Origin of the sequence: Pseudomonas sp. Leaf434 (assembly GCF_001425545.1) — a bacterium.
Lineage (GTDB): Bacteria > Pseudomonadota > Gammaproteobacteria > Pseudomonadales > Pseudomonadaceae > Aquipseudomonas > Aquipseudomonas siliginis.
Genome location: NZ_LMQZ01000001.1, coordinates 573586 through 597577 on the forward strand (window position 1 = coordinate 573586; position 23992 = coordinate 597577).

Annotated in this window: 19 protein-coding genes; 8 read left to right on the plus strand and 11 right to left on the minus strand. The window is 60.2% G+C overall.

Translation table 11 applies throughout. From position 1 onward, the window contains the following. Positions 1-49: 49 nt before the first annotated feature. The 5 genes from ASG55_RS02575 to ASG55_RS02595 form a co-directional block, all read right to left on the minus strand. A complete protein-coding gene (locus ASG55_RS02575) occupies positions 50-751 on the minus strand; it encodes an ABC transporter ATP-binding protein (RefSeq protein ID WP_003222380.1) in 702 nt (233 codons plus the stop codon). Next, positions 752-1519, minus strand: coding sequence for a high-affinity branched-chain amino acid ABC transporter ATP-binding protein LivG (gene livG, locus ASG55_RS02580; protein ID WP_016771357.1), 768 nt, complete (start codon positions 1517-1519; stop codon positions 752-754). Further along, positions 1516-2772, minus strand: a complete 1257-nt coding sequence (locus ASG55_RS02585; protein WP_016771356.1) for a high-affinity branched-chain amino acid ABC transporter permease LivM — start codon at positions 2770-2772, stop codon at positions 1516-1518. The genes livG and ASG55_RS02585 overlap by 4 nt, the downstream gene beginning before the upstream one ends. Next, a complete protein-coding gene (gene livH, locus ASG55_RS02590) occupies positions 2769-3692 on the minus strand; it encodes a high-affinity branched-chain amino acid ABC transporter permease LivH (RefSeq protein WP_016771355.1) in 924 nt (307 codons plus the stop codon). The genes ASG55_RS02585 and livH overlap by 4 nt, the downstream gene beginning before the upstream one ends. A gap of 229 nt (positions 3693-3921) precedes the next feature. Next, positions 3922-5049 carry a branched-chain amino acid ABC transporter substrate-binding protein gene (locus ASG55_RS02595; RefSeq protein ID WP_016771354.1) on the minus strand — a complete coding sequence of 376 codons (1128 nt, stop codon included), beginning with the start codon at positions 5047-5049 and terminating at the stop codon, positions 3922-3924. Positions 5050-5400: 351 nt separating this feature from the next. Between ASG55_RS02595 and ASG55_RS02600 the strand changes: the two genes are divergently transcribed. Beyond that, positions 5401-5706: a DUF2288 domain-containing protein gene (locus ASG55_RS02600; RefSeq protein WP_016771353.1), complete on the plus strand. Its 306-nt coding sequence runs from the start codon at positions 5401-5403 to the stop codon at positions 5704-5706. Between the two features lie 284 nt (positions 5707-5990). On the opposite strand, the gene ASG55_RS02605 is transcribed toward ASG55_RS02600, so the two are convergent. After that, entirely contained in the window at positions 5991-8189 is a 2199-nt protein-coding gene (locus tag ASG55_RS02605; RefSeq protein ID WP_056783394.1) for a hypothetical protein, read from the minus strand. A 196-nt stretch (positions 8190-8385) separates the two neighbouring features. Between ASG55_RS02605 and ASG55_RS26080 the strand changes: the two genes are divergently transcribed. Further along, positions 8386-9282 carry an NAD(P)-dependent oxidoreductase gene (locus ASG55_RS26080; protein ID WP_162245410.1) on the plus strand — a complete coding sequence of 299 codons (897 nt, stop codon included), beginning with the start codon at positions 8386-8388 and terminating at the stop codon, positions 9280-9282. On the opposite strand, the gene ASG55_RS02615 is transcribed toward ASG55_RS26080, so the two are convergent. Both ASG55_RS02615 and ASG55_RS02620 read right to left on the minus strand, forming a co-directional pair. Continuing rightward, complete coding sequence (locus tag ASG55_RS02615) at positions 9173-11455, minus strand: putative bifunctional diguanylate cyclase/phosphodiesterase (protein WP_056783395.1); 2283 nt, start codon at positions 11453-11455, stop codon at positions 9173-9175. The genes ASG55_RS26080 and ASG55_RS02615 overlap by 110 nt on opposite strands. Before the next feature lie 150 nt (positions 11456-11605). Beyond that, positions 11606-11974 (minus strand): YkgJ family cysteine cluster protein, encoded by a 369-nt coding sequence (locus ASG55_RS02620; RefSeq protein WP_024011928.1) that lies wholly within the window; start codon positions 11972-11974, stop codon positions 11606-11608. A 301-nt stretch (positions 11975-12275) separates the two neighbouring features. Here ASG55_RS02620 and ASG55_RS02625 point away from each other — a divergent pair, with 301 nt between their 5' ends. Further along, a complete protein-coding gene (locus ASG55_RS02625; RefSeq protein WP_056783397.1) occupies positions 12276-13625 on the plus strand; it encodes a spinster family MFS transporter in 1350 nt (449 codons plus the stop codon). Between the two features lie 110 nt (positions 13626-13735). Here the strand turns inward: ASG55_RS02625 and rapA are convergent, their stop codons facing one another. Next, a complete protein-coding gene (gene rapA / locus ASG55_RS02630) occupies positions 13736-16582 on the minus strand; it encodes an RNA polymerase-associated protein RapA (protein WP_041478023.1) in 2847 nt (948 codons plus the stop codon). 251 nt (positions 16583-16833) lie between these two features. Between rapA and ASG55_RS02635 the strand changes: the two genes are divergently transcribed. The 3 genes from ASG55_RS02635 (at position 16834) to ccoM (ending at position 17694) form a co-directional block, all read left to right on the plus strand. Continuing rightward, entirely contained in the window at positions 16834-17175 is a 342-nt protein-coding gene (locus ASG55_RS02635; protein WP_056783398.1) for a hypothetical protein, read from the plus strand. A gap of 94 nt (positions 17176-17269) precedes the next feature. Further along, positions 17270-17431: a hypothetical protein gene (locus ASG55_RS26945; RefSeq protein ID WP_016771347.1), complete on the plus strand. Its 162-nt coding sequence runs from the start codon at positions 17270-17272 to the stop codon at positions 17429-17431. Positions 17432-17580: 149 nt separating this feature from the next. Further along, on the plus strand, positions 17581-17694 hold the full coding sequence (gene ccoM, locus ASG55_RS27455) for a cytochrome c oxidase subunit CcoM (RefSeq protein WP_016771346.1): 114 nt from the start codon (positions 17581-17583) through the stop codon (positions 17692-17694). Between the two features lie 987 nt (positions 17695-18681). Here ccoM and ASG55_RS02645 read toward each other — a convergent pair. Both ASG55_RS02645 and ASG55_RS02650 read right to left on the minus strand, forming a co-directional pair. Next, positions 18682-20157, minus strand: a complete 1476-nt coding sequence (locus ASG55_RS02645; protein ID WP_016771345.1) for an inorganic phosphate transporter — start codon at positions 20155-20157, stop codon at positions 18682-18684. Positions 20158-20527: 370 nt separating this feature from the next. Continuing rightward, entirely contained in the window at positions 20528-20728 is a 201-nt protein-coding gene (locus tag ASG55_RS02650; RefSeq protein WP_008080067.1) for a hypothetical protein, read from the minus strand. Positions 20729-21358: 630 nt separating this feature from the next. Between ASG55_RS02650 and pcaR the strand changes: the two genes are divergently transcribed. Further along, a complete protein-coding gene (gene pcaR, locus ASG55_RS02655; protein WP_041478920.1) occupies positions 21359-22201 on the plus strand; it encodes a pca regulon transcriptional regulator PcaR in 843 nt (280 codons plus the stop codon). Between the two features lie 292 nt (positions 22202-22493). Then, complete coding sequence (locus ASG55_RS02660) at positions 22494-23840, plus strand: MFS transporter (RefSeq protein ID WP_041478919.1); 1347 nt, start codon at positions 22494-22496, stop codon at positions 23838-23840. Positions 23841-23992 lie beyond the last annotated feature (152 nt).

Sequence of the window (23992 nt, forward strand, 5' to 3'; positions counted from 1 at the left end):
AGGAAACAAAAAACGGCCCGAAAGCCGTTTTTCTGTGCAGCGATAACACTCAACCGCCGAGGTACGCCTCGCGCACTTTCGGGTCGGTCAGCAGCGCTTCACCGGTGCCTTGCATGACCACGCGGCCGTTCTCCAGAACGTAGGCGCGGTCGGCGATTTTCAGCGCCTGGTTGGCGTTCTGCTCGACCAGGAACACCGTCACACCGTCCTTGCGCAGCTGTTCGATGATGTCGAAGATCTGCTGGATGATGATCGGCGCCAGACCCAGCGACGGCTCGTCGAGCAGCAGCAGCTTGGGCTTGCTCATCAGTGCACGGCCGATGGCGAGCATCTGCTGTTCGCCGCCGGACATGGTGCCGCCGCGCTGGTTGAAACGCTCTTTCAGGCGTGGGAAAAGTCCGAGGACCTTGTCCATCTGTTCCTGATAGTCGCCCTTGTCGGTGAAAAATCCGCCCATCGACAGGTTTTCTTCCACGGTCAGACGGGCAAACACTCGACGACCTTCCGGGACCACGGCGATGCTCTTGCGCATGATCTGCGACGAGTCCTGGCCGACCAGTTCCTCACCCATGTAGCGGATGCTGCCGCTGTGCGCCTGCGGCGAACCGCAGAGTGTCATCAGCAGCGTGGATTTGCCGGCACCGTTGGCGCCGATCAGCGTCACGATCTCGCCCTGACGGACTTCGACGTTGACGCTGTGCAGGGCCTGAATCTTGCCGTAGAAGGTGGAAACGTTTTCGAACTGCAGCATTTACGCTTCCCCCAGGTAGGCTTTGATCACTTCAGGATTGTCGCGGATCTGTTCCGGCGTGCCGTCGGCCAGCGGAGTGCCCTGGTTGATCACGACGATGTGGTCGGAAATGCTCATGACCAGTTTCATGTCGTGTTCGATCAGCAGCACGGTGACGTTGTGCTCTTCGCGCAACACACCGATCAGCGCCTTGAGGTCTTCGGTTTCCTTCGGGTTCAGGCCGGCGGCCGGTTCGTCGAGCATGAGGATCCGTGGGCGGGTCATCATGCAGCGGGCGATTTCCAGACGCCGTTGCTGGCCGTAGGCGAGGGTGCCGGCGGTGCGGTTGGCGAACTCTTTGAGGTTGACCTTTTCCAGCCAGTATTCGGCAAATTCCATCGCCTCGCGCTCGCTTTTGCGGAACGCGGGGGTCTTGAACAGGCCGGACAGGAAGTTGGTGTTCAGATGACGGTGCTGGGCGATCAACAGGTTTTCGACCGCAGTCATGTCCTTGAACAAACGCACGTTCTGGAAGGTCCGCACCACGCCTTTGAGGGCGATCTTGTGGCCCGGCAGGCCCTGGATCGGCTCGCCGTCGAGCAGGATGCTGCCGCCGGTAGGCTGATAGAAACCGGTCAGGCAGTTGAACACGGTGGTCTTGCCGGCGCCGTTCGGGCCGATCAGGGCAACCACCTGTTTTTCCTTGACGGTCAGCGCCACGCCGTTGACCGCCAGCAAGCCGCCGAAGCGCATGCTCAGATTTTCGACTTTAAGGATCTCGCGGCTCATTTGCGCAACTCCATGTGTGGGCGTTGCATCGGCAGCAGACCTTGTGGACGCCAGATCATCATCAGCACCATCAGCGCACCGAACATCAACATGCGGTACTCGCTGAACTCACGCATCATTTCCGGCAACAGGATCATCACGATCGCCGCCAGAATCACGCCCAGTTGCGAGCCCATGCCACCCAACACGACGATGGCGAGGATGATCGCCGACTCGATGAAGGTGAACGACTCGGGCGTCACCAGACCCTGACGCGCAGCAAAGAAGCTGCCGGCGAAACCGGCGAACGCAGCACCCAGGGTGAACGCGGAGAGCTTAATCACGGTCGGGTTCAGGCCCAACGCGCGGCAGGCGATTTCGTCTTCACGCAGTGCTTCCCACGCACGGCCGATCGGCATGCGCAGCAGACGGTTGATCACGAACAGCGCGGCCAGTGCGAGCAACAGCGCAACCAGGTAAAGGAAGATCACCTTGTTGATCGAGTTGTATTGCAGGCCGAAATACTCGTGGAACGTCTGCAGGCCTTCGGCGGCTTTGCGCTCGAAGGTCAGACCGAAAAACGTCGGTTTCTCGATGTTGCTGATGCCGTTCGGGCCACCGGTGATATCGGTCAGGTTACGCAGGAACAGACGGATGATCTCGCCGAAACCCAAGGTCACGATCGCCAGATAGTCGCCACGCAGACGCAACACCGGGAAGCCCAGCAGGAAGCCGAACGTCGCCGCCATCAGGCCGGCAATCGGCAGGCAGATCCAGAAGCTCAAGCCGTAGTAATGCGACAGCAGCGCGTAGCTGTAGGCGCCGACGGCGTAGAAACCGACGTAACCCAGGTCGAGCAGACCGGCCAGACCGACGACGATGTTCAGGCCCAGGCCGAGCATCACGTAGATCAGGATCAGCGTTGCGATATCCACCGCGCCACGGGAGCCGAAGAACGGCCAGACCAGGGCGATCAGAATCAGCGCAATGATGAAATAGCGCTGGGTGGTTGGCAGGGTCAGGAAGTTGCTGGCCTTGGCCGGGATCAGCGGCATGCCCGGCGAGGAGCGCCAGGCCTTGCTGATCTGCTGGTTGAACAGCACGCGCAGGAACATCAGCACCGAGCAGATCGCGATGGTCGCGAGTACCGCAGGGCTGGTGTTGTGCACTTCCAGATTGATGCCGACGATGGTCAGTTTCAGACCCAGTACCGGGTAGGCCACCGCCCACACCAGCAAGGCACTGAACAGTGCCTGTTTAAGATTCCTAGTCATACTTTCTCAACCTCCGGACGGCCCAGAATGCCGGTCGGACGGAACAACAGCACCAGAACCAGCAGGCCGAACGCAACGACGTCCTTGTACTGGTCGCCGAAGATATCGGCACCGAACGCTTCCGCTACACCGAGCACCAGGCCGCCGAGCATTGCCCCGGGGATGCTGCCGATGCCGCCCAGTACCGCAGCGGTGAAGGCCTTGAGGCCGACGAGGAAACCGGCGTTGGGGTTGATCACGCCGTATTGCATGCTCAGCAGCACCGCAGCGACCGCCGCCAGCGCAGCACCGATGACGAAGGTCAGGGCGATGATGTTGTTGGTATTGATGCCGAGCAGGTTGGCCATCTTGATGTCCTCGGCACAGGCGCGGCAGGCGCGGCCCAGACGGGAACGGGAGATGAACAGGGTCAGGCCGAGCATGGCGATCAGGGTCACCACGAACACCACGATCTGCATGTAGGAAATCAGCACTTCTTGTGCGCCACCCGGACCGAAGGCGAAGTTGCCCGGGATCAGGTTGGGGATAGCTTTGTCCTTGGAGTCTTGCGCCAGCAGAACGGTGTTCTGCAGGAAGATCGACATACCGATGGCAGAAATCAGCGGGATCAGACGGTTACTGCCGCGCAGGGGGCGGTAGGCGATCCGTTCGATGCTGTAACCGTAGGAACTGGTGACGACGATGCTGGCGATGAACGCCGCGGTCATCAACAGCGGGACACTGTCGAGTCCCATCATGGTCAGCCCGGCGATGGCGATGAAGGCCACGTAGGAACCGATCATGTACACCTCGCCGTGGGCGAAGTTGATCATTCCAATGATGCCGTAGACCATCGTGTAGCCGATGGCGATCAGGGCATACATGCTGCCAACGTTGAGGCCGTTAACCAGCTGTTGGAAGAAGTGATAGAGGTCAGGCATTACAGCGCTCCTAAAAACCTGTACGCATTTCACTGGTGGAGTCATTTTCCCGCCCGGCCCCGTGGATCTCTATCCACTTCGAATCCGGGTTTTGCCAGCGAACCGCTGATGACGGTTTTGAGATTTTCAGGTGGGCAGACTGGCGGATCACGCCAGCGCGGCCCATACATTCGCAAAACAAAGCCCACGGCACGCCGTGGGCTTTATTGGCAGTCAGTCGGGCAAGGCCTTACTGAGGCGAAACTTCGGTTTTAGGTTTGCCGTTGTGCCACTCGTACACGACAAATTTGAAGTCCTTCAGGTCGCCCTTGTCGTCGAAGCTCAGGTCGCCGGTAGGGGTCTTGAACGAACCGGCGTGGATGGCTTCAGCCACTTTGGTCGCGTCTTCGGACTTGGCCGCCTTGATGCCTTCGGCAATCACGGTCACCGCCGAGTAGGACGGGAACACGAACGGACCGCTCGGATCTTCCTTCTTGGCCTTGAACGCGTCAGCCAGAGCAACGTTGGCCGGATCCTGGTCGAAGGATTTCGGCAGGGTCACCAGCAGGCCTTCGGACGCGTCCTTGGCGATCTGGGTGATCGAGTCGTTACCCACGCCTTCCGGACCCATGAAGCGGGCTTTCAGGCCTTTTTCCTGAGCCTGACGCAGGATCAGACCCAGCTCCGGGTGGTAGCCGCCGTAGTAGACGAAGTCGACGCCGGCTTGCTTGAGCTTGGCGATGATGGCGGAGAAGTCTTTGTCGCCAGCGTTGACGCCTTCGAAGACGGCAACCTTGGTGCCTTTCTTCTCGAGGGTCGATTTCACCGCGGTGGCGATGCCTTCACCGTACTGCTGTTTGTCGTGCAGCACGCCAACCACTTTCGGTTTCACGTGATCGGCGATGTAGTTGCCGGCGGCAGGGCCTTGGGCGCTGTCGAGACCGATGGTGCGGAAGATCATTTTGTAGCCACGGGCGGTGATGTCCGGGCTGGTGGCAGCCGGGGTGATCATGATCACGCCTTCGTCTTCGTAGATGTCCGAAGCGGGCTGAGTGGAGCTGGAGCACAGGTGACCGACCACGAACTTGACGCCGTCGTTGACGACCTTGTTCGCTACCGCTACCGCTTGTTTCGGATCGCAGGCATCGTCGTATTCAACGGCTTCGAGTTTCTTGCCGTCGACGCCGCCCTTGGCGTTGATCTGCTCGATGGCCATCTTCGCGCCACTGAACTGCATGTCGCCGTACTGGGCTACTGGACCGGTTTTAGGACCGGCGATACCGATTTTGATGGTGTCAGCTGCGAACGAATGGCTGGCAACCCCGGCCAGAACCATAGCGGCAAACAGTTTGGAAATCTGCTTAGTAGCCTTAGTCATAGTGCTCCACTCTTACTGTTGTATTTTTTAGAGTTCTGGCGCCGTAGCAGCAGAACCGGGTCAGATATCTTTGCGATACCCTCCGGAAAATGCCCCGGCAACTGTACCGGTACAGTGTAGAGCGCCGCTTGATCAACTGGGAAGCGGGCGCCACGGGGCAAAACTTGGGGGTGTCGCATTTTTGAATGAAAGAGACAGAATTGCGGCGGGGCAATCGGGGGCATATATCCCAAAAGGCAGCATTCCCTGGCGTTCCTGCTCTTTTCGTTCGGTGCAGCGATTTGCAACCGGGTTTTTCTGACGGACCACCGACGTTATCATTCGCGTCGATTTCTTTTCCGGACAGCTCCCATGAATCAAGAACCTAGCACCCTCTATGCCAAGCTGCTTGGTGAAACGGCATCTATTACCTGGAAAGAGCTGGAGCCGTTCTTCGCCAAGGGTGCCCTATTGTGGGTCGACCCTGACCTCGATTTGATCGCCGCCGCCGAGGCCGTGGCCTCGGATGAAGGCGAGAAAGTCGCGGCCTGGCTGGCCGACGACAAGGTCGCCAAGCTGTCTGAAACGCGGGCGCTGGATATTTTCGAACGTGATCCGCAGCTGTGGGCCGTGGTGGTTTCGCCGTGGATTCTGATCCAGGAAAGGGCGGCCGTTTAATTGCCTGCACCCTTTTGGTGCCTCGATTGCCGCACCGCAAGTGTGTAGCGGAGTAGCGTGATAGCACCTTGCCGTGGAGAAATGCCACGCCTCACGGTGACGTAAACGTAACGGGAACAGTTTATGGAGCGGCCTGAGGGTCGCTTAATTGTTTCTGAATGTTCGCAGCGTTGGAGTTTGTCGGTGAAGTCGAGGGCGCCTTCGCGAGCAGGCTCGCTCCCACACTGGAATGCACTTTCCTGTGGGAGCGAGCCTGCTCGCGAATAGGGCGACTCGGTGCTGGATCAGACCGAGTAAGTCTTGCCGGTATGGTTATTCAGCGAAATGACCTTGGTCTTGCCAATCCGGTGGCGGTAGATCTCGCGCAGGTACTTGATCGACTTCTTCACGCAATCGCGTGACAGGCGAATGTCATTGATCGAGACGAACTTGTCCTTGTCGTTGATCAACTCACGGTATTTCTTCTCGTACATCGGTTTGATCGCGTACCAGTTGGTATCGAGGATCTTCGCCGGGTTCTCGAATTCGTTGAGCAGGTCGTCGATCCGCTCCTCGTCGAAGTCTTCCTGAATGATGAAGTCGAGAATCGAGTTATCCAGCGTCTCGTCGAAACGGTACGGATTCTTCGCAAAGCAGCGCTTGATGAATGCCACGATCAGTGTGAGGAAGTCGTCCGACAGGCACGGGCTCTTGGCGATCAGGGTGGTCAGCGACAGGTTGGCCGAAGCGCCGATCACCAGCGCATAGCGCTTGAGCGTGGTGTTGGGGAACAGGCTGTTGAGGTGGGTCTTCAACCGGTTCAGATCCATGTACGACAGTTTGTAGTCTTTCGGCAGCGAGACGATCGAGACCACCGACGAGCAATTCTTGAAGAAGTGCAAATCGTGCAGCGCGGCGGCGTCGTAGCCGGAATTCTTGTACTGCTCAAGCGAAGCGCGATAACGCTTGGATTCGATCGGCAGCAGGCTGATGCCTTCGATGGCCTGAGTGACCTTGTTGAAGTGCGGCAGGTCGATCGAACGGAAGAACAGGTCGTCGATGTTCAGGCGCTGCGGCTCTTTATCGAAGACCTTGAACTTGTCGCTGCTCGGCGGCGGAGTTTTCGGGACTACCGATTCGGCGTAGGCAATCGCCACTGGCCCGGCCAGACTCATGAACAGGTCGTTGGCGTCCAGGCGGATGGTTTCGCCGATGTCGATGCCGGCGCGGCGGAAGTAGTTCTGGTCGTAGTCGGTGGTGACTGCCTGCGCCGTCAGAATGTTGAAGATCTGTTGCGAGATGTACTGGTTGGCGTGCTTCTCCATGGCATTGACATCAATGTTCTGGATGTTGCCGTCATCGCTTTCTTCGGCGTAACGCATGATGTCGTTGGAGATCAGCATCATCGCGTTCCACGGGCGGATACGCCCCATCACGCTGGCTTCGCTGCTGTCTTCGTTGGCGAAGTTGTAGGAGAAATCCCATTCCTCCGACAGGTATTTGCAGAGCAGGCGCCCGGCGTTGATATGCAGCGCCTCGGACATTTCGCTGCGGTGGTCGGAAATGTTCGGCAGCACGCAGATGCCGCTGGTGAAGATCGGCTCGAAGACAAACGAATGGCCGCTCTTGCCGTCATGCTCGTCCATCGGCTTGGTGTCGAAGGTCTTGTTCATGTACGAGTGCTGCTGCGCCAGACCGAACTCCGAGGCCATGCCCGAACCGGTACCGCCGCCGGCACTGAAGATCGAGAAATACAGGCGCGACTGGTTGGCCTTGATCCCGCAGCTGTCGATCAGGTACGAGTGGATCATTTTCCAGTCGGGGCTGGAGAAGCGCTGGGTGTCCTTGTTGAGGATGATCTTCGCCAGGTACTGGCCGAGGATCGGCGCGTTACCGGCGCCACCGGCGTGGACTTCGGACAAGTCCATGATCTTCATTTTGCTGTAGTCGCGCAGGAAGCCGCTTTTCTCGCCCTTGCGCGAGAAACGGATGCGCCCGGCAATGTCCTTGTCGAGGTCGCCGAGCATCACCAGCGGTTCGACGAGAAACACCGGTTTGGTCGATTTGCTGGTGCCGATGCGCAGATTGTTCTTGATCCACTGCGCCGGGCTGTAGCCCTTGTCGGCCAGACGCCGGTCGGTCGGGCGGTCTTCGTTGTTGAATTCGTTGAGGTAGAACTTGCGCGCGTTGTACACCAGTTCCGCCACGTCGAGGGCGATGTTGGAGCCGCAGCGACCGAGGCCGATCAGGCACACCGAGGGAAATTCCTGGTCGTTGTGCTGCTCGTTGTCGCCTTCCTGATGCGCCGGGCGCGGGAATACCGAATCGCGCAGGCCGTCGAGGTTATCGAGGATGCGGTCGGTGTTGGTTTCGGTGAAGTACAGGTATTGCTGGGTCGACAGCGGGCGCGAAGGCGGCGTCGGCCTGGATGATGACGCGCTGTTCGCGGCGGGGCTCAGGGTCAGATCGGCTGTTGCACTGGCGGGGTTGTTTTTAGAGGTCATGGTGCGCCATTTACCTGGACTGGGTTGGCCCGCCGAACAGTGCCGGCGAACCTCACGGAATAAGATCTCGCGTCTTGTGTGCGCGAATACGGCCCGGGCGTCGTAGTGCTGGCTGGTCTGATCGCCGGGCGGAATCCTTTCCTGATCGTTGATGAATCGGCCATGATTCGGTGATCTTTAATCGAAAAGAGGCGAAATGATGTCAACGCTACCTTCGTTGGGGTTTGCCGGAATCGGCCTGATGGGCCTGCCCATGTGCCGGCGTCTGCTGGCGGCGGGTTACCCGTTGGCGGTGTGGAACCGCAACCCGGACAAGTGCGCACCGCTGGTTGCGGCCGGCGCCCGCCAGGTATCGAGCCCTGCCGAACTGTGCGCACACGCCGACATCGTCATGCTGTGTCTGGCCGATACCGCCGTGGTGCGTGAGGTGGTGTTTGGCACTGGCGGTATCGCCGAAGGGGCAAAAAACGGCCAGCTATTGGTGGATTTCTCCAGTCTTGAACCGACCGCGACTCGCGAGATGGCCGCAGCGCTGGCCGAGAAAACCGCCATGGGCTGGCTTGACTCCCCGGTGTCCGGCGGCGTGGTCGGCGCCGAGGCCGGCAGTCTGGCGATCATGGTCGGTGGTGCAGCGGCAGATCTTGAGCGCGTACGCCCGGTGCTGCTCAGCCTCGGTCAGCGCGTCACGCACATGGGCGGCGTTGGCGCCGGCCAGGTGACCAAGGCCTGCAACCAGATGATCGTCGCGTGCAATGCGCTGGTGATTGCCGAAGTGGTGGCGTTGGCCGAACAGGCCGGGGTCGATGCCAGTCTGATCGCCGAGGCGCTGGCCGGTGGCTTTGCTGATTCGAAGCCGTTGCAGATCCTTGCGCCGCAAATGGCCGAAAGCCGTTTCGAACCGGTCAAGTGGCACGTGCGCACGCTGCTCAAGGATCTCGACACAGCAGTGAAATTTTCCCGCGAGCAGGGCTCGGCGACGCCAATCAGCGGATTGGCCGCACAATTGATGCGCCTGCATGGGGCGCAAGGCTTTTTAGCGAAGGATCCAGCGACGCTGGTGCAAATGTATCGCGCGCCAGACTCAACGGATTGACCCCGAGGACGGGTTTGCGCTGGTTGATTTCATCGAGCACCGCGCGCAATTCGTCCAGCGGCACCGGGCGGCTGAGCAGATAACCCTGAATGAAGTCGCAGCCCGAACGCTCGAGAAACTCGTATTGCTCCAGGCTCTCGACGCCCTCGGTGACCACCTGCAGATGCAGAGTGTGGGCCATGACGATGATCGCCTGCACGATCTCCATGTCCGCCGTGGCGGTGGGAATGTCGAGGATGAACGAGCGGTCGATTTTCAGGGTGTTCAGCGGCAGGCGCTTGAGGTAGGCCAGCGACGAATAGCCGGTGCCGAAATCATCGATCGACAGCGACACACCGAGGGCGCGGATCTGCCGCAGCAGCACCAGAGTGTCGGCGATATTGCCCATCAAGGCGTTTTCGGTGACCTCCAGTTCCAGGCGTTCCGGGGCAACGCCCGCCGTGTGCAAGGCGTGCTCGATCTCCTCGGCCAGCTCTTCGCGCGCCAGATTCAGCGGCGAGCAGTTCCAGGCGATTTTCAATTCGGCACAACCATGCCGCGACAGCTCGCCAAGATCCTTGCAGGCGCGGCGCAGCACCCAATTGTCCAGTTCGGCGATCAAACCGTTGTTCTCGGCGATACCTATGAAGCGATCCGGTGTGAGCAAACCGTGAACCGGATGCTGCCAGCGAATCAGCGCCTCGAGCTTGGTCACGCGTCCGGTTTTCACTTCGAAGATCGGCTGGTAGTAGAGCATCAGCGCGTTGTCTTGCCGTAGCGCACTGCGCAGTTCTTCTTCCAGTTGCAGCTCGAAACTGGCGCGGGTCTTCAGGCTGGAATTGAAGAAGTGCAGACCGTTGCGCCCGGCGCCTTTGGATTGGTACAAGGCCAGGTCGGCGTGTTTGAGCAGCTCTTCGCAAGTGGTGCCGTCTTCTGGGAACAGGCTGATGCCGATGCTGGTGGTCATCACCATGCGCCGGCCGGCCAGTTCGATCGGCTCTTTCATCTTGTGCATGATGCGCTGCGCCATACCGCGCGCCTCTTCGCGGTCACGCAGGCTGATGAGGATGCAGAACTCGTCGCCGCCGAACCGCGCGACCACGTCTTCATGGCTGCGCACTGAGCTCTTGATGTGTTGGGCGATGACTTTGAGCAGCGCGTCACCGGCATCATGGCCGAGGCTATCGTTGATGCGCTTGAAGTGGTCGATGTCGAGAAACATCACCGCGAGCATGCCGCCCTCGCTGGTTTTCTGACTGAGTTTTTCGGCGAACATCTGGTTGAAACCACGGCGGTTGATCAGGTTGGTCAGCGCGTCGTAATTGGCCGCTTGCTGCAAAGACATGCGCGCCTGATCGAGTTGGCTGAGCAGGGCGTTGACCCGGCGCAGGTCGTTTTCCTTGTTCTGCAGTTTCTTGTCGGCGAGGGCGGCGCTGATCGCACTGCCGAGAATCAACAGGATGATCAGCGCCACGGTCAGGCCCAGCTGCAAATGCCCGGTTTCACTGCCGCTCGCTGCCAGGGCACCTTCGGGAAGCACCAGATCCAGCGCAGCCATGCCGGTGAAGTGCATGCTGATGATGCCGGCGCCGAGAATCAGCGCCGCGCTGTACTTGAGCAATTGATGCGCGACGCCGCTGCCTTCGCTGAGATAGCGCGCCACCCACAGCGCGGTGAAACTGGCGCCGATGGCAATCAGCACCGACAGCGCGAACAGCCTTGGCTGATAGTAGGCGGTGGCGCTCGACTTCATCGCGGCCATGCCGACGTAATGCATGCCAGCGATGCCCAAACCGATGACACACGCGGTCTTCAGGCAATGCAGCGCGCTCGGCTGCACCTCACTGAGAGTGTGCATGGCCAGCCACGAGGCGAGCAGAGCGATCAGTAACGACAAGAGGGTGATGCCGAGGTCGTACTGAATATCGATGGGGGTCTGGAAGGCCAGCATGCCGATGAAGTGCATGGCCCAGATGCCGCCGGCCAGGCAGGTCGCGCCGATCCAGCGCCAGATGCGCCGCGACCCCGGATCTTCGGCATGCACCAGGCGCTCTGCCATGTCCAGGGTGGCGAAACTCGCCGCGCAGGCGACCAGATAGGCCACCATCACCAACAAAGGGTTGTGGCTGCAATCGAGGAGAATCTGCCCGCTCGCCGGCAGCTCGGCAACAAACTGCAAACCAAGCCACTCCATAGCATGCCCCGTCTCGGATTCATCTGGCCCGTGCGTCAATCAACGCAGGCGAATGGATGGAGTATAGAGGCGGTTTTCACGCTGCAAGGCGTAGTGGCACATTGGTGGTAATGATTTTGCCATTAGCCTCATAGCGATTTGCGCTAAGGCTCAGGCAATGCGCTCCAGCGGCAGATCATTCCAGTGTGGCGGCAAGGGCGGCAGGCCGTGGGCAGCGCGGGCCTTGTCGCAGTCCGGATTGTGTTCGCCGTTCTCCCACGACGCCTCGAACTCACGACACGTACTCGAGCGCTTGTCATAGATCGTGCAGGCCACGGCACTGCCGACCTCACCCGCCAGGGACATGCAACGCGCCGGTTTGCGATCGGTGCCGATCATTGCCACCCGGCTCGGGGTGATCTGCGCGACCAGTTCATCGGGCACCGTTCCGCCAGAGGATGAGCACTCACCCCAGAAAAAAGACACACGAAAATGGGAACAGCAGGCACCGCAATTCAGACACGGACTGGCTTCGGACATGGGCGGGGGTATCAAAGGGATTGATCGGAAGATCCGGACGGATCCGGCGGCCATTCTAGACTTTGCCATGGCGTTGGGAAGGGGGGCGCGAAACTATTTTTTTGTCGCCGGATTTTGCCGCGAAAGCCCCGTGTGGCGGGGGATTCCAGACTTATCAAGGGCTTACGTTTCGTTACAGTGCGATGGGTCGATATCAGGCTGACGAATGATGACAGACAGCCCCCGTGCGGCTGACTAGATTGCAGGTTCCGGGCTCGACGCACTGGCAGTGAAGCCCTCATAACAATAAAGAGACGGACCCATGCAGAACTCGACCCAAGCGGCGAATGCCTGGCGCATTCTGTTCCTGCTGTTCCTCGCCAACCTGTTCAATTTCTTCGACCGCACCATCCCGGCGATCATCATCGAACCGATCCGCATGGAATGGCACCTCAGCGACTTTCAGCTGGGCATCATCGGCACCGCGTTCACCATCGTTTACGCCATCGCCGGCCTGCCACTCGGGCGCATGGCCGACACCGGTTCACGCAGCAAGCTGATGGGCTGGGGCCTGGCCACCTGGAGTGCGCTGACTGCGGTCAACGGTATGGTCGGCAGTTTCTGGAGCTTTTTGATCGTGCGCATGGGCATCGGCATCGGCGAAGCCAGTTATGCACCAGCGGCCAACTCGCTGATCGGCGATCTGTTTCCGGCGCACCGTCGGGCGCGGGCGATGGGTATTTTCATGCTTGGCCTGCCGCTGGGGCTGCTGCTGGCGTTCTTCACCATCGGCGCGATGGTCAAGGCGTTCGACAGCTGGCGCGCGCCGTTCTTCATCGCCGCCGTGCCGGGGCTGATCCTCGCGGTGTTCATGTTCTTCATCAAAGAGCCGAAACGCGGCGCGGCTGAAACCGTGCAGGTCTCGCAGGAGAAAGTCGACAGGCCTATCCGCCGCGTTCTCGCTGTGCCGACCTTCCTGTGGCTGGTGATGGCCGGGCTGTGCTTCAACTTCGCGACCTATGCCTGCAACTCGTTTCTGGTGCCGATGCTGCAACGCTACTTTCTCATGCCGTTGCAGGAGGCGGCGGTGGCAACCGGGTTGATCGTTGGCGTGACGGGATTGGTCGGGCTGACCCTTGGCGGCTGGATCGCCGACAAGATCCACCAGCGCTTCGCCAGTGGGCGGCTGCTGTTTGCCGCGTTCAGCCTGATCATTTCAACGTTGTGCACAGCCTGGGCGCTGCATGCCGGGCGCATTGAGATCGGCGTGTTCGTCGCGGTGTTCAGCGTTGGCTGGCTGTTCGCGTACAACTTCTATACCTGCGTGTACACGGCAATTCAGGACGTCGTCGAACCGCGCCTGCGGGCCACGGCGATGGCGTTGTTCTTTGCCGGTCTGTATCTGCTCGGCGGCGGGTTGGGGCCGGTGGTCGTGGGTGGTCTGTCGGATCACTTCGCGCACACGGCGATGCTGGCGGCAGGGGCTGAGCAGATGACCGAAGCGTTCAAGGCTGTCGGCCTGCACGACGCTATGTACCTGATCCCGGTAGCGCTGTTCCTGACCATGGTCTTTCTGTTTCTGGCATCGCGGTGTTTTGTTCGCGATGCACAGCGGATGAAGGAGGGGTTGGTGGCGGTGGTTGAGCCTGAAATTTCTGCGGCGACTGCCTGACCGTTTTCGCGAGCAGGCTCGCTCCCACATGATCGTTCCCACGCAGAGCGTGGGAACGATCGGCCCGCATCACTGCGGGCCTCTTGGTTTTCAGCGGTGGAGCGGGGCGGTTAACCCGCCACCAACACCCGAATCGCTTCCAGGCGCAACGCCGCTTTGTCGAGCATCGCCAGACCCTGCTCACGCTGAGTGCGCAACGCCTCCAGTTCGCTGTCGCGCACGGTCGGGTTGACCGCTTGCAAGGCGGTCAGGCGCGCCAGTTCTTCGTCAGTGTCGGCGGCCAGACGACGGCGCGCTTCAGCCACACGCTCGGCGTGACGCGGGGCGATCTTTTCTTCGCCGGCGTTGATCCGTGGCGTCAGCTGATCGCGCTGGGCCTGGATGAACTTGTTGGCGCTTGCGCGGGGCACGCTTTCCAGCTGATCGTTGAGGGTTTCGAACGACACCCGTGGCGACAAGTCGTTGCCATTGGCATCGAGCAGGCAACGCAGCGCCGCCGGTGGCAGGTAGCGACCCAGTTGCAGCGAGCGCGGTGCGACCACTTCGCTGACGTAGAGCAATTCCAGCAACACGGTGCCTGGTTTCAGCGCCTTGTTCTTGATCAGCGCTACGGCGGTGTTGCCCATCGAACCGGACAGCACCAGATCCATGCCGCCCTGCACCATCGGGTGTTCCCAGGTGATGAACTGCATGTCTTCGCGCGACAGCGCCTGGTTGCGGTCGTAAGTGATGGTCACGCCTTCGTCGTCGCCGAGCGGGAAACTGGCGTCGAGCATCTTCTCGCTCGGCTTGAGGATCAGGGCGTTTTCCGAATGGTCTTCGCTGTCGATGCCGAACGCGTCGAACAGGGTTTCCATGTAGATCGGCAGGGCGAACTGATCGTCCTGCTCGAGAATCGCCTCGACCAGCGCTTCACCTTCGCCAGCGCCGCCGGAATTCAATTCCAGCAGACGGTCGCGACCGGTGTGCAGCTCGGCTTCGAGACGCTCACGCTCGGCGCGTGCTTCGTCGATCAGCGCTTGCCACTCGCCGTCATCGGCTTCTTCGAGCAGCGGCAGCAGGCGTGGGCCGAACTGATGCTGCAAGGCGTTGCCGGTCGGGCAGGTGTTGAGGAAGGCGTTGAGCGCTTCGTGGTACCACTGGAACAGGCGCTCTTGCGGGCTGGTTTCCAGGTACGGCACGTGCAGTTCGATGATGTGCTTCTGGCCGATCCGGTCGAGACGGCCGATGCGCTGCTCGAGCAGGTCCGGGTGCGACGGCAGATCGAACAGCACCAGATGGTGAGCGAACTGGAAGTTGCGACCTTCACTGCCGATTTCCGAGCAGATCAGCACTTGCGCGCCGAACTCTTCATCAGCGAAGTAGGCGGCGGCGCGGTCACGCTCAAGGATGTTCATGCCTTCGTGGAACACCGTGGCCGGGATGCCGGAACGCACGCGCAACGCGTCTTCCAGGTCCATCGCGGTTTCGGCGTGGGCGCAGATCACCAGCACCTTGGTGCGCTTGAGCATTTTTAGCTGATCGATCAGCCACTCGACGCGCGGATCGAATTTCCACCAGCGCTCTTCTTCACTGGCTTCCGGCTGCGCCTGGAAGCTGACTTCCGGGTACAGCTCGGCGTGTTCGCCCAGTGGCAGTTCGAGGTATTCGTCCGGGCACGGCAACGGGTACGGGTGCAGTTTGCGCTCCGGGAAACCCTGCACAGCGGCGCGGGTATTACGGAACAGCACGCGGCCGGTGCCGTGGCGATCGAGCAGCTCACGCACGAGGCGGGCGCTGGCTTCAGTGTCGCCATCGTTGACGGCGGTGAGCAGGGCTTCGCCTTCGTTGCCGAGGAAACCGTGAATGGTCTTGTGCGCTTCGGCGGAAAGACGGCCCTTGTCGAGCAGTTCCTGCACCGCTTCGGCGACCGGGCGATAGTTGTCGCTCTCGGCGCGGAACGCGGCCAGGTCGTGGAAACGGTTCGGGTCGAGCAGGCGCAGACGGGCGAAGTGGCTGTCCTGACCGAGTTGTTCCGGGGTGGCGGTGAGCAGCAGCACGCCGGGAATCACTTCGGCCAGTTGCTCGACCAGCGAATATTCCGCGCTGGCCTTGTCTTCATGCCAGACCAGGTGATGCGCTTCGTCCACCACCATCAGGTCCCAACCGGCAGCGAACAAGGCGTCCTGCGCCTTCTCGTCGTCGACCAGCCACTCCAGCGCGACCAGCGCCAGTTGCGTGTCTTCGAACGGGTTGGTGGCATCGCTTTCGATAAAGCGTTCTTCGTCGAACAGCGCGACCTGCAGATTGAAGCGGCGGCGCATCTCCACCAGCCACTGATGCTGGAGGTTTTCCGGGACCAGGATCAGCACGCGGTTGGCGCGCCCCGAAAGCAGTTGGCGATGGATGACCAGACCGGCTTCGATGGTTTTACCCAGACCTACTTCGTCCGCCAGCAATACGCGCGGGGCGATACGGTCGGCGACTTCGCGGGCGATGTGCAGCTGGTGCGCGATCGGTTGCGCACGCACGCCACCCAGGCCCCACAGCGAGGACTGCAACTGGCGGCTGGTGTGTTCAAGGGTGTTGTAGCGCAGGGAGAACCACGGCAGCGGGTCGATCTGCCCGGCGAACAGACGGTCGCTGGCCAGACGGAACTGAATGAAGTTCGACAGCTGGGTTTCCGGCAGGGTGACGACTTCGTTCTGCCCGTTGAGGCCGTGATAGACCATCAGCCCGTCGACATCGTCGACCTGCTGCACGGTCATCTTCCAGCCTTCGAAATGGGTGATGGAGTCGCCCGGCGAGAACCGCACGCGGGTCAGGGGCGCATTCCGTAGCGCGTACTGGCGGGTTTCGCCAGTGGCCGGGTAAAGCACGGTCAACAAGCGGCCGTCCTGTGCCAGAACGGTGCCTAAACCAAGCTCTGCTTCGCTGTCACTGATCCAGCGTTGCCCCGGTTGATACTGCTGCGCCATGCTGCCTGACTCCCACCTTGAAAAAGCGGGCTATCTTAACGGAATGACGGCTTCAGGGCCAAAGATTACTGGCGTAGGAGCTGCCGAAGGCTGCGATCTTTTGATCTTTGAGAACCCTTCAGGTTTGAGCTGTCTGATAAGGATCGCAGCCTGCGGCAGCTCCTACAGGTGCGAGGTGCATCACACAATTACGACAGGCGGCTCAAGGCGCCTGCACCCCAGCCGATAGCCTGCAGACAGGAGACCTTTATATGTTGCCACCGATGCTCCCCTTGAGCGCCGTGCCGATCACTTCCCAGCAGGATCCGATCCGACAGCGGCCGGACATCCCGCCGGTGGTGCCGGTGCAGGAAAGCTCCAACGAAAGCACGATCGATCTGCAAAAGCGCGATCCGGAAGAGGATCGGTTGCTGGCGCGCGACGAACAGCGCCGCCAGCAGGAACGTGACCGTCGGCGCCGCGAGGCGGATGAGGATCCGGAAGAGCATCTGGCCGTGCCGGGCACTGAGCTGAACGCCGACAACACCGTGCCGGTGGTGCCGTTGATAGACGATCAGCCGCGTCAGGGGCTGTGGGTCGATATCGAGATTTGAACAGTGACTGGTCAGCGCCTGCGCCAGGCGGCATGATTGGCGCAATCCTGTCGGTGACGGCAGCTGTGATCTCTTCTGCGATGTGCCGGACGCCATGAGCCAAGACGACAAACTGATCGACCTCAGCACTGAACGCGCCAAGCGTGTGCATGACCTCAACGAGAAGCGCCTGAACGAAGTGCGCCAGGCTTTCGAGCAGGCGATGCCGTTGGGAAAAGCCAAGAAAAAGTCGAAGAACAAGCCGAAAAAGCGTTGATCTCCCGCTGCATTGGTTGATGCAGATCAGTTATTTCCCCTCCTTTATTTCCCTTCGTTGCGGATATTGATCCTGGTCAATATGTGCGCCTGTGTGTTTGTTAATTTGAATCCATCGCAGCAAAGCAAAGCAGGGCCGGGAGGTCAGTCATGTTTTTCGATAACGTGGTGTTTGCCGGGGTTCTCACGGTGGGGCTCATGGTGCTGTTTTTTGCAGGGTTTGGATTTTTTATCTGGAAGGATGCGCATAAGCGGCGCAAGTGAGTTCTTCTGGATTGATGGGCACGCAAGGCATTTTGGGGCGACTTCGGTTGCCCCTTTTTTTTGTGCCTTGGCGGCCGTGGCGGCCTTTGGGCCGACCAGGCTGTTGGGGGGTTGGGTGAATATCCGTTGCTTCGGTAGCGGCTGTTGGCGGTTTCGCCTGACGGCGACTTACTTTTTTACAAGCGCCTAAAAAAGTAAGCAAAAAACGCTAGCTCCTGCGTTCGGCCCTCGCAGGCTCGGGTCCCTTCGCTGCGGGATCGATCCGGGCGCAGCGGCTACGGTTTGCTTCGCTGCACCTCCTTCCGCTGTGTCTGGCTGCGCCAGACGGTCGCTGCGCTCCCACGCCCGGATCAATCCCTCCGCTCAGCCTTCCGACGTCGCCCGTAGATCAAAAGCACTCGAGCTTGCGCTCATTGTTGAGTGGTTAGAAGCGTCGCATGGCTTGAGATTTTCGGTGGATTCGCCCCTCACCCCAGCCCTCTCCCCCTCTCCCTCTGGGAGAGGGCTAGGGTGAGGGGCTCTTGATCTGGCTTTGGCTTTTGCTTTTGATCTTTTGCCCCTTCGGCAGGCTTCGTTACGGGATCGATCCGGGGGTGGGAGCGTAGCGACTGTACGACGCAGTCGTACACAGCGAGTGTAGGTGCAGCGAAGCCAACCGGAGCCGCTGCGCCCGGATCGGTCCCGTAACGAAGGTACCCCGAGCCCCAGCGAGCGGGCCGTACGCCGGGGCAAAGCCTTTTNGCAGCGAAGCCAACCGGAGCCGCTGCGCCCGGATCGGTCCCGTAACGAAGGTACCCCGAGCCCCAGCGAGCGGGCCGTACGCCGGGGCAAAGCCTTTTGCTTACTTTTTGGCGTTTGAAAAAGTGAGTCGCTGTAAGAGCGAAACCGCCAGCGGCAGCACCCGCAGCAACGGATATGCCCCCAATCCCTATAACAAAAAAGGCGTGATCCTCACGAATCACGCCTTTTCCAATCAACAGCTAAAGATCAACTACCCAAAGCCTTCGAAGCCAACCAGAACAACCCGGCCGACAGCGCCACGGTCGCTGGCAAGGTCAACACCCAGGCCAGCAGAATAGTCTTGACCGTGCCACCCTGCAGGCCGCTCTTGTTGGCAACCATGGTCCCGGCCACACCCGAAGACAACACATGAGTGGTCGACACCGGCAGGCTGAAGATGTTGGCCATGCCGATCAAACTGGCGGTGGTGATCTGCGCCGACATGCCCTGGGAATAGGTCATGCCCTGCTTGCCGATCTTCTCGCCAATGGTCAGCACCACACGCTTCCAGCCGACCATGGTGCCCAGGCCCAGGGCCAGGGCGACCGCCAGGATCACCCAGAACGGCGCGTATTCGGTGGTGGTGGTCAGGTCTTTGCGCAGCTTGTCGAGGTCAGCTTTTTCACGAGCTTCCAGGCCAGGCAATTTGCCGACTTTCTTCGCCGTGTCGTCCAGGCAGAGCAGGTAGCGACGCACTTCGATGCGGCTGTCCGACGACAGCGAATGGTAGTCCGCTACACCTTTGAGGGTATGCAGCAGGGCGGTGATGGTCGGTTCGGTCTGCTGCGGGTTGCAGCGGAACTTCTCCGGCAGGTCGCCTTCCACGCTCTTGCCCAGGGCCAGGAACTCACCCAGCGAATCGGCGTTGCGCTGGTAGAACTGGCTCAGGTGCAGGGTCGCGTCGCGGGTGCGTTCGATCTGGTAGGTGGTGCTGTTCAGATCGAGTACGAACTGCGCCGGGACGATACCGATCAGCACCAGCATGATCAGGCCGATGCCTTTCTGGCCGTCGTTGGAACCGTGCACGAAGCTCACGGCCATGGCCGAGATCACCAAAACCAGACGGTTCCAGAACGGCGGGTGCTTTTTGTCGTCGATCTTGCGACGCTGTTCCGGCGTCTTGTGCATCTTCGACAGCGGGCGCCACCATTTCAGGCCGATCAGCACCAGCGCGGCGATGAGGAAGCCGGCCATCGGCGAGAACACTAGCGAGGCGCCGATGTCGATCGCTTTCTGCCAGTTCACGCCATCTCTCAACGGAATGTCGTTGATCAGCGCGTTGGCCAGACCGACGCCGAGGATCGAGCCGATCAGGGTGTGCGAGCTGGAAGCCGGGATACCGAAGTACCAGGTGCCCAAATTCCAGGCGATTGCCGCGGCGAGCAACGAGAACACCATCGCCAGGCCATGGCCGGTGTTCACATTGATCAGCAGCTCAACCGGCAGCAGGTGGACGATGGCATAAGCCACGCCAACGCCGCCCAGCAGCACGCCGAGGAAATTGAACACACCGGAAAAGAACACCGCCAGGTGTGGCGGCATGGCTTTGGTGTAGATAACAGTGGCTACCGCGTTAGCGGTGTCATGAAATCCATTGATGAACTCGAAGGCGAGGACAAACGTCAGGGCGAGCAAGAGGCTCACAAGCACCCAAGCATCCAGTCCGCTGAATAAATCGATCATGAAGGTTTTCTGACCCGGTCGTAAGGGGGCGCGATTATGCCAGAAAAGACAGGAAATCGATGCCCCGTCTGCTCACTGGTCACACCCTTCTTCGATTTAATTTGTTGCAGGGCGTGAAAACCAAGCAGCACGCAGGTTTTTTCAACTACTTGATTTTATTGAATAAACTATATTTTCGAGCCGTTTTTTCAGACATCGCAAATGCTCAAACGCTTGTCTGAAATATCTCTGAAACCTGTGGGACGCTCGTTCATAAGCCCCAGAACAGCGATGCAGCCGCTGCCCGCGGTTAGCGGGCGCGCGAGGTGTCGTCTTCCACCGCGCTGTGGCTCAGGCGGACGCCGACTTTCGAATGCTCAACCGCCGTGGCTCATGGCTCTTCGGCTTTGAGTTCCTTTTCGATCTTTTCGATTTCCTGCTTGAACACCTGATCCTGAACAGTAGGGCGCTTGCGCCATGCCTTGCGTTCCGGTTCCGGCTGAGCGGCGTAGGTGGTGACTTCCCCGCCGTAAACTTCCTTGTAACGTTGTTCCTGGCGCTCTAGTTCCGCGCGCAGTTCGTCTTTCGTCACGGTGCTACCTGTATGAGTTGAATTGAATATCCGGTGAAACACACTGCAACGAGTCAATTGAGCGAACCCGCCAGTCATCCACAGCCCGATCAGGCCGGGTGGCATTGGAGAGGCGATCAAGACTTCCGTGTTACAGGCGGCTACGGCACCAGATAAAAACTGACGCAGCATCAGTTTCCTGTTTCAGCGAGCGCTGGCGTTGCATGTGTGATGGGCGCCGGGCGCTGGCCGGAGCTGAGACGAAGGACCTCGTTTCAGCAAGTCGCGGGCTTTTGATTAAAGCGCCGCGACTAGGGTGCATTATAGCGGCCGATTCGGGAATGACTATCTTTGCCAAGTTAAAAACGGTTCTGAATGTGTGAGGGTTTTGTTACCGGCAACTTTTACCGCTAGTTAAGTGTAAAGACCGCGTTATAGAACAGGCGTTCTGTTTTTGGCGCCATTAACTGGAACAACTAAGTTGCGAGCAGAATCGCTAAAGCTACCTCAAGGATGAAGAGGAGGGCGGGGGGCTGGATTGCGATTATCGGTCGGCGGTTCGATAATCGCCCAATGTTGGCGCCCGGTGCTTGTGCATCGCGCGGCGAGCCGTTTGACTAGGCATCGATGCGTGCCGGACAAGGACAAGAAATGAACGATCAAATGCGCAACTCCTTCACGTCGGTGGCGCCGCCCATCGTCGCTTCGCCGGCCAAGCGCATTCAGGCGCTGACCGGTGATCCGGATTTCATGACCTCCCTGGCCCGTGGTCTGGCGGTGGTGCAGGCGTTTCAGGAGCGTAAACGCCACCTGACCATCGCGCAGATCAGTCATCGCACGGAAATTCCCCGCGCCGCCGTACGCCGTTGCCTGCACACGCTGATCAAACTCGGCTACGCCACCACTGACGGCCGTACCTATTCGCTGCTGCCGAAAGTACTGACCCTCGGCCATGCCTATTTGTCCTCGACACCGCTGGCCGTTTCCGCCCAGCCGTATCTGGACCGCATGAGCGAGCAACTGCACGAAGCCTGCAACATGGCGACGCTGGAGGGCGATGACATTCTCTATATCGCGCGTTCGGCGACCACTCAGCGATTGATCTCGGTCGACCTTTCCGTCGGTGGGCGGTTGCCGGCGTATTGCACGTCGATGGGGCGGATTCTGCTAGCGGCACTGGATGACACTTCACTGGGCGAATACCTCGACCACGCCGAACTGGTGGCCAAGACCAGCCGCACCATTCATACCTCCGACGCGTTGCTCGAATGTTTGCAGCAGGTGCGGCAGCAGGGCTGGTGCATTGTCGATCAGGAACTGGAACAGGGTCTGCGTTCGATCGCCGTGCCGGTTTACGACGCCTCCGGGCAAGTGGTCGCGGCGCTGAATGTCAGCACCCACGCCGGGCGGGTCAGCCGCGCCGAGCTGGAGCAGCGCTTCTTGCCCGGACTGCTCAGCGCCAGTCGCGACCTCAGCGCGCAGCTGTTCGCCTGAGGAAGCTGTTCGATAAACGCACAGTGTTGCGTTTATCGAATTGACGCTAAAACCCTCGGATCATTAATGTCGCGGCAGCGTCATCCGGCCTGATGTGAATGAGCTCGCCGGACTGTCGACCCCATAATAATGACAAGAGGCAACTCACCATGCGCTCGCTCCCCGACTGTCTGTATCCCACCCGTTGTTGCCGGGTTCACCGCAACGCCTGATAACAACCTTCTATTCTTGTGACCGTGCCTTCCTTTGGCCGGCCGCCGTTCGACTGCGTTTTTTGCGTGGAATAAAAATAATGAACCAGCCTCAGTCCGCTGTGGGTAACTGCCTCGATGTGCAGACCTTTATCAACGCCCAACCGATCTCGCGCTATCAGTGGCGAGTGGTGATCCTGTGTTTCCTGATCGTATTTCTCGACGGCCTCGACACCGCCGCCATGGGTTTCATCGCCCCGGCGCTGTCGCAAGACTGGGGTATCGACCGCGCCAGCCTCGGCCCGGTGATGAGTGCCGCGCTGATCGGCATGGTCTTCGGTGCACTCGGCTCCGGCCCTCTGGCTGACCGCTTCGGGCGCAAAGTCGTACTCGTCGGCGCGGTGATTCTGTTCGGCGGCTTCAGCCTGGCCTCGGCCTACAGCACCAACGTCGAGCAACTGCTGGTGTTGCGCTTCCTCACCGGCCTCGGTCTCGGCGCGGGCATGCCCAACGCGACGACGCTGCTTTCGGAATACACCCCGGAGCGCAAGAAGTCGCTGCTGGTGACCAGCATGTTCTGCGGCTTCAACCTCGGCATGGCCGGCGGCGGTTTCATCTCGGCAAAACTGATCCCGGCGTTCGGCTGGCACGCGCTGTTGATGATCGGCGGGATCCTGCCGCTGATCCTCGCCGTGGTATTGGTGTTCTGGCTGCCGGAGTCGGCGCGCTACCTGGTGGTACGCAACCGCGGCACCGACAAAGTTCGCAAGACCTTGGCACCGATCGATCCAATTACCGTCGCCCAGGCTGCGAGCTTCAGCGTGCCGGAACAGAAAACCGTCAAGGCGCGTAATGTCTTTGCGGTGATCTTCTCCGGCACTTACAGCACCGGCACGCTGCTGTTGTGGCTGACTTATTTCATGGGCCTGGTGATCGTCTACCTGCTGACCAGTTGGCTGCCGACGCTGATGCGCGACAGCGGCGCGAGCATGGAGCAGGCCGCGTTCATCGGTGCGTTGTTCCAGTTTGGCGGCGTGTTGAGCGCGGTCGGGGTGGGCTGGGCGATGGATCGCTTCAATCCGCACAAGGTCATCGGCATTTTCTACCTGCTGGCCGGGGTGTTTGCCTACGCGGTAGGGCAAAGCCTGGGCAACATCACCTTGCTGGCGACGCTGGTGCTGGTCGCAGGCATGTGCGTCAACGGCGCGCAATCGGCGATGCCGTCATTGGCAGCACGCTTCTACCCGACGCAAGGCCGCGCGACCGGGGTGTCGTGGATGCTCGGCATCGGCCGCTTCGGCGCGATTCTTGGGGCGTGGATGGGCGCAACCTTGCTCGGCCTGGGCTGGAATTTCGAGCAAGTGCTGACCGCGCTGGTGATCCCGGCGGGGTTGGCGACGGCGGCGGTGTTGATCAAGGGCATGGTCAGTCATGCGGATGCGACCTGAATCGGGCGCAGATCGTTATTGAACAGGCTGGCCCCTTCGCGAGCAGGCTCGCTCCCACATTCTGGAATGCATTCCAAGGTGGGAGCGAGCCTGCTCGCGAAGCTTTTGATCTGATTGTTAGCTGAACAACAATCCGTTCGATAAACGAACAC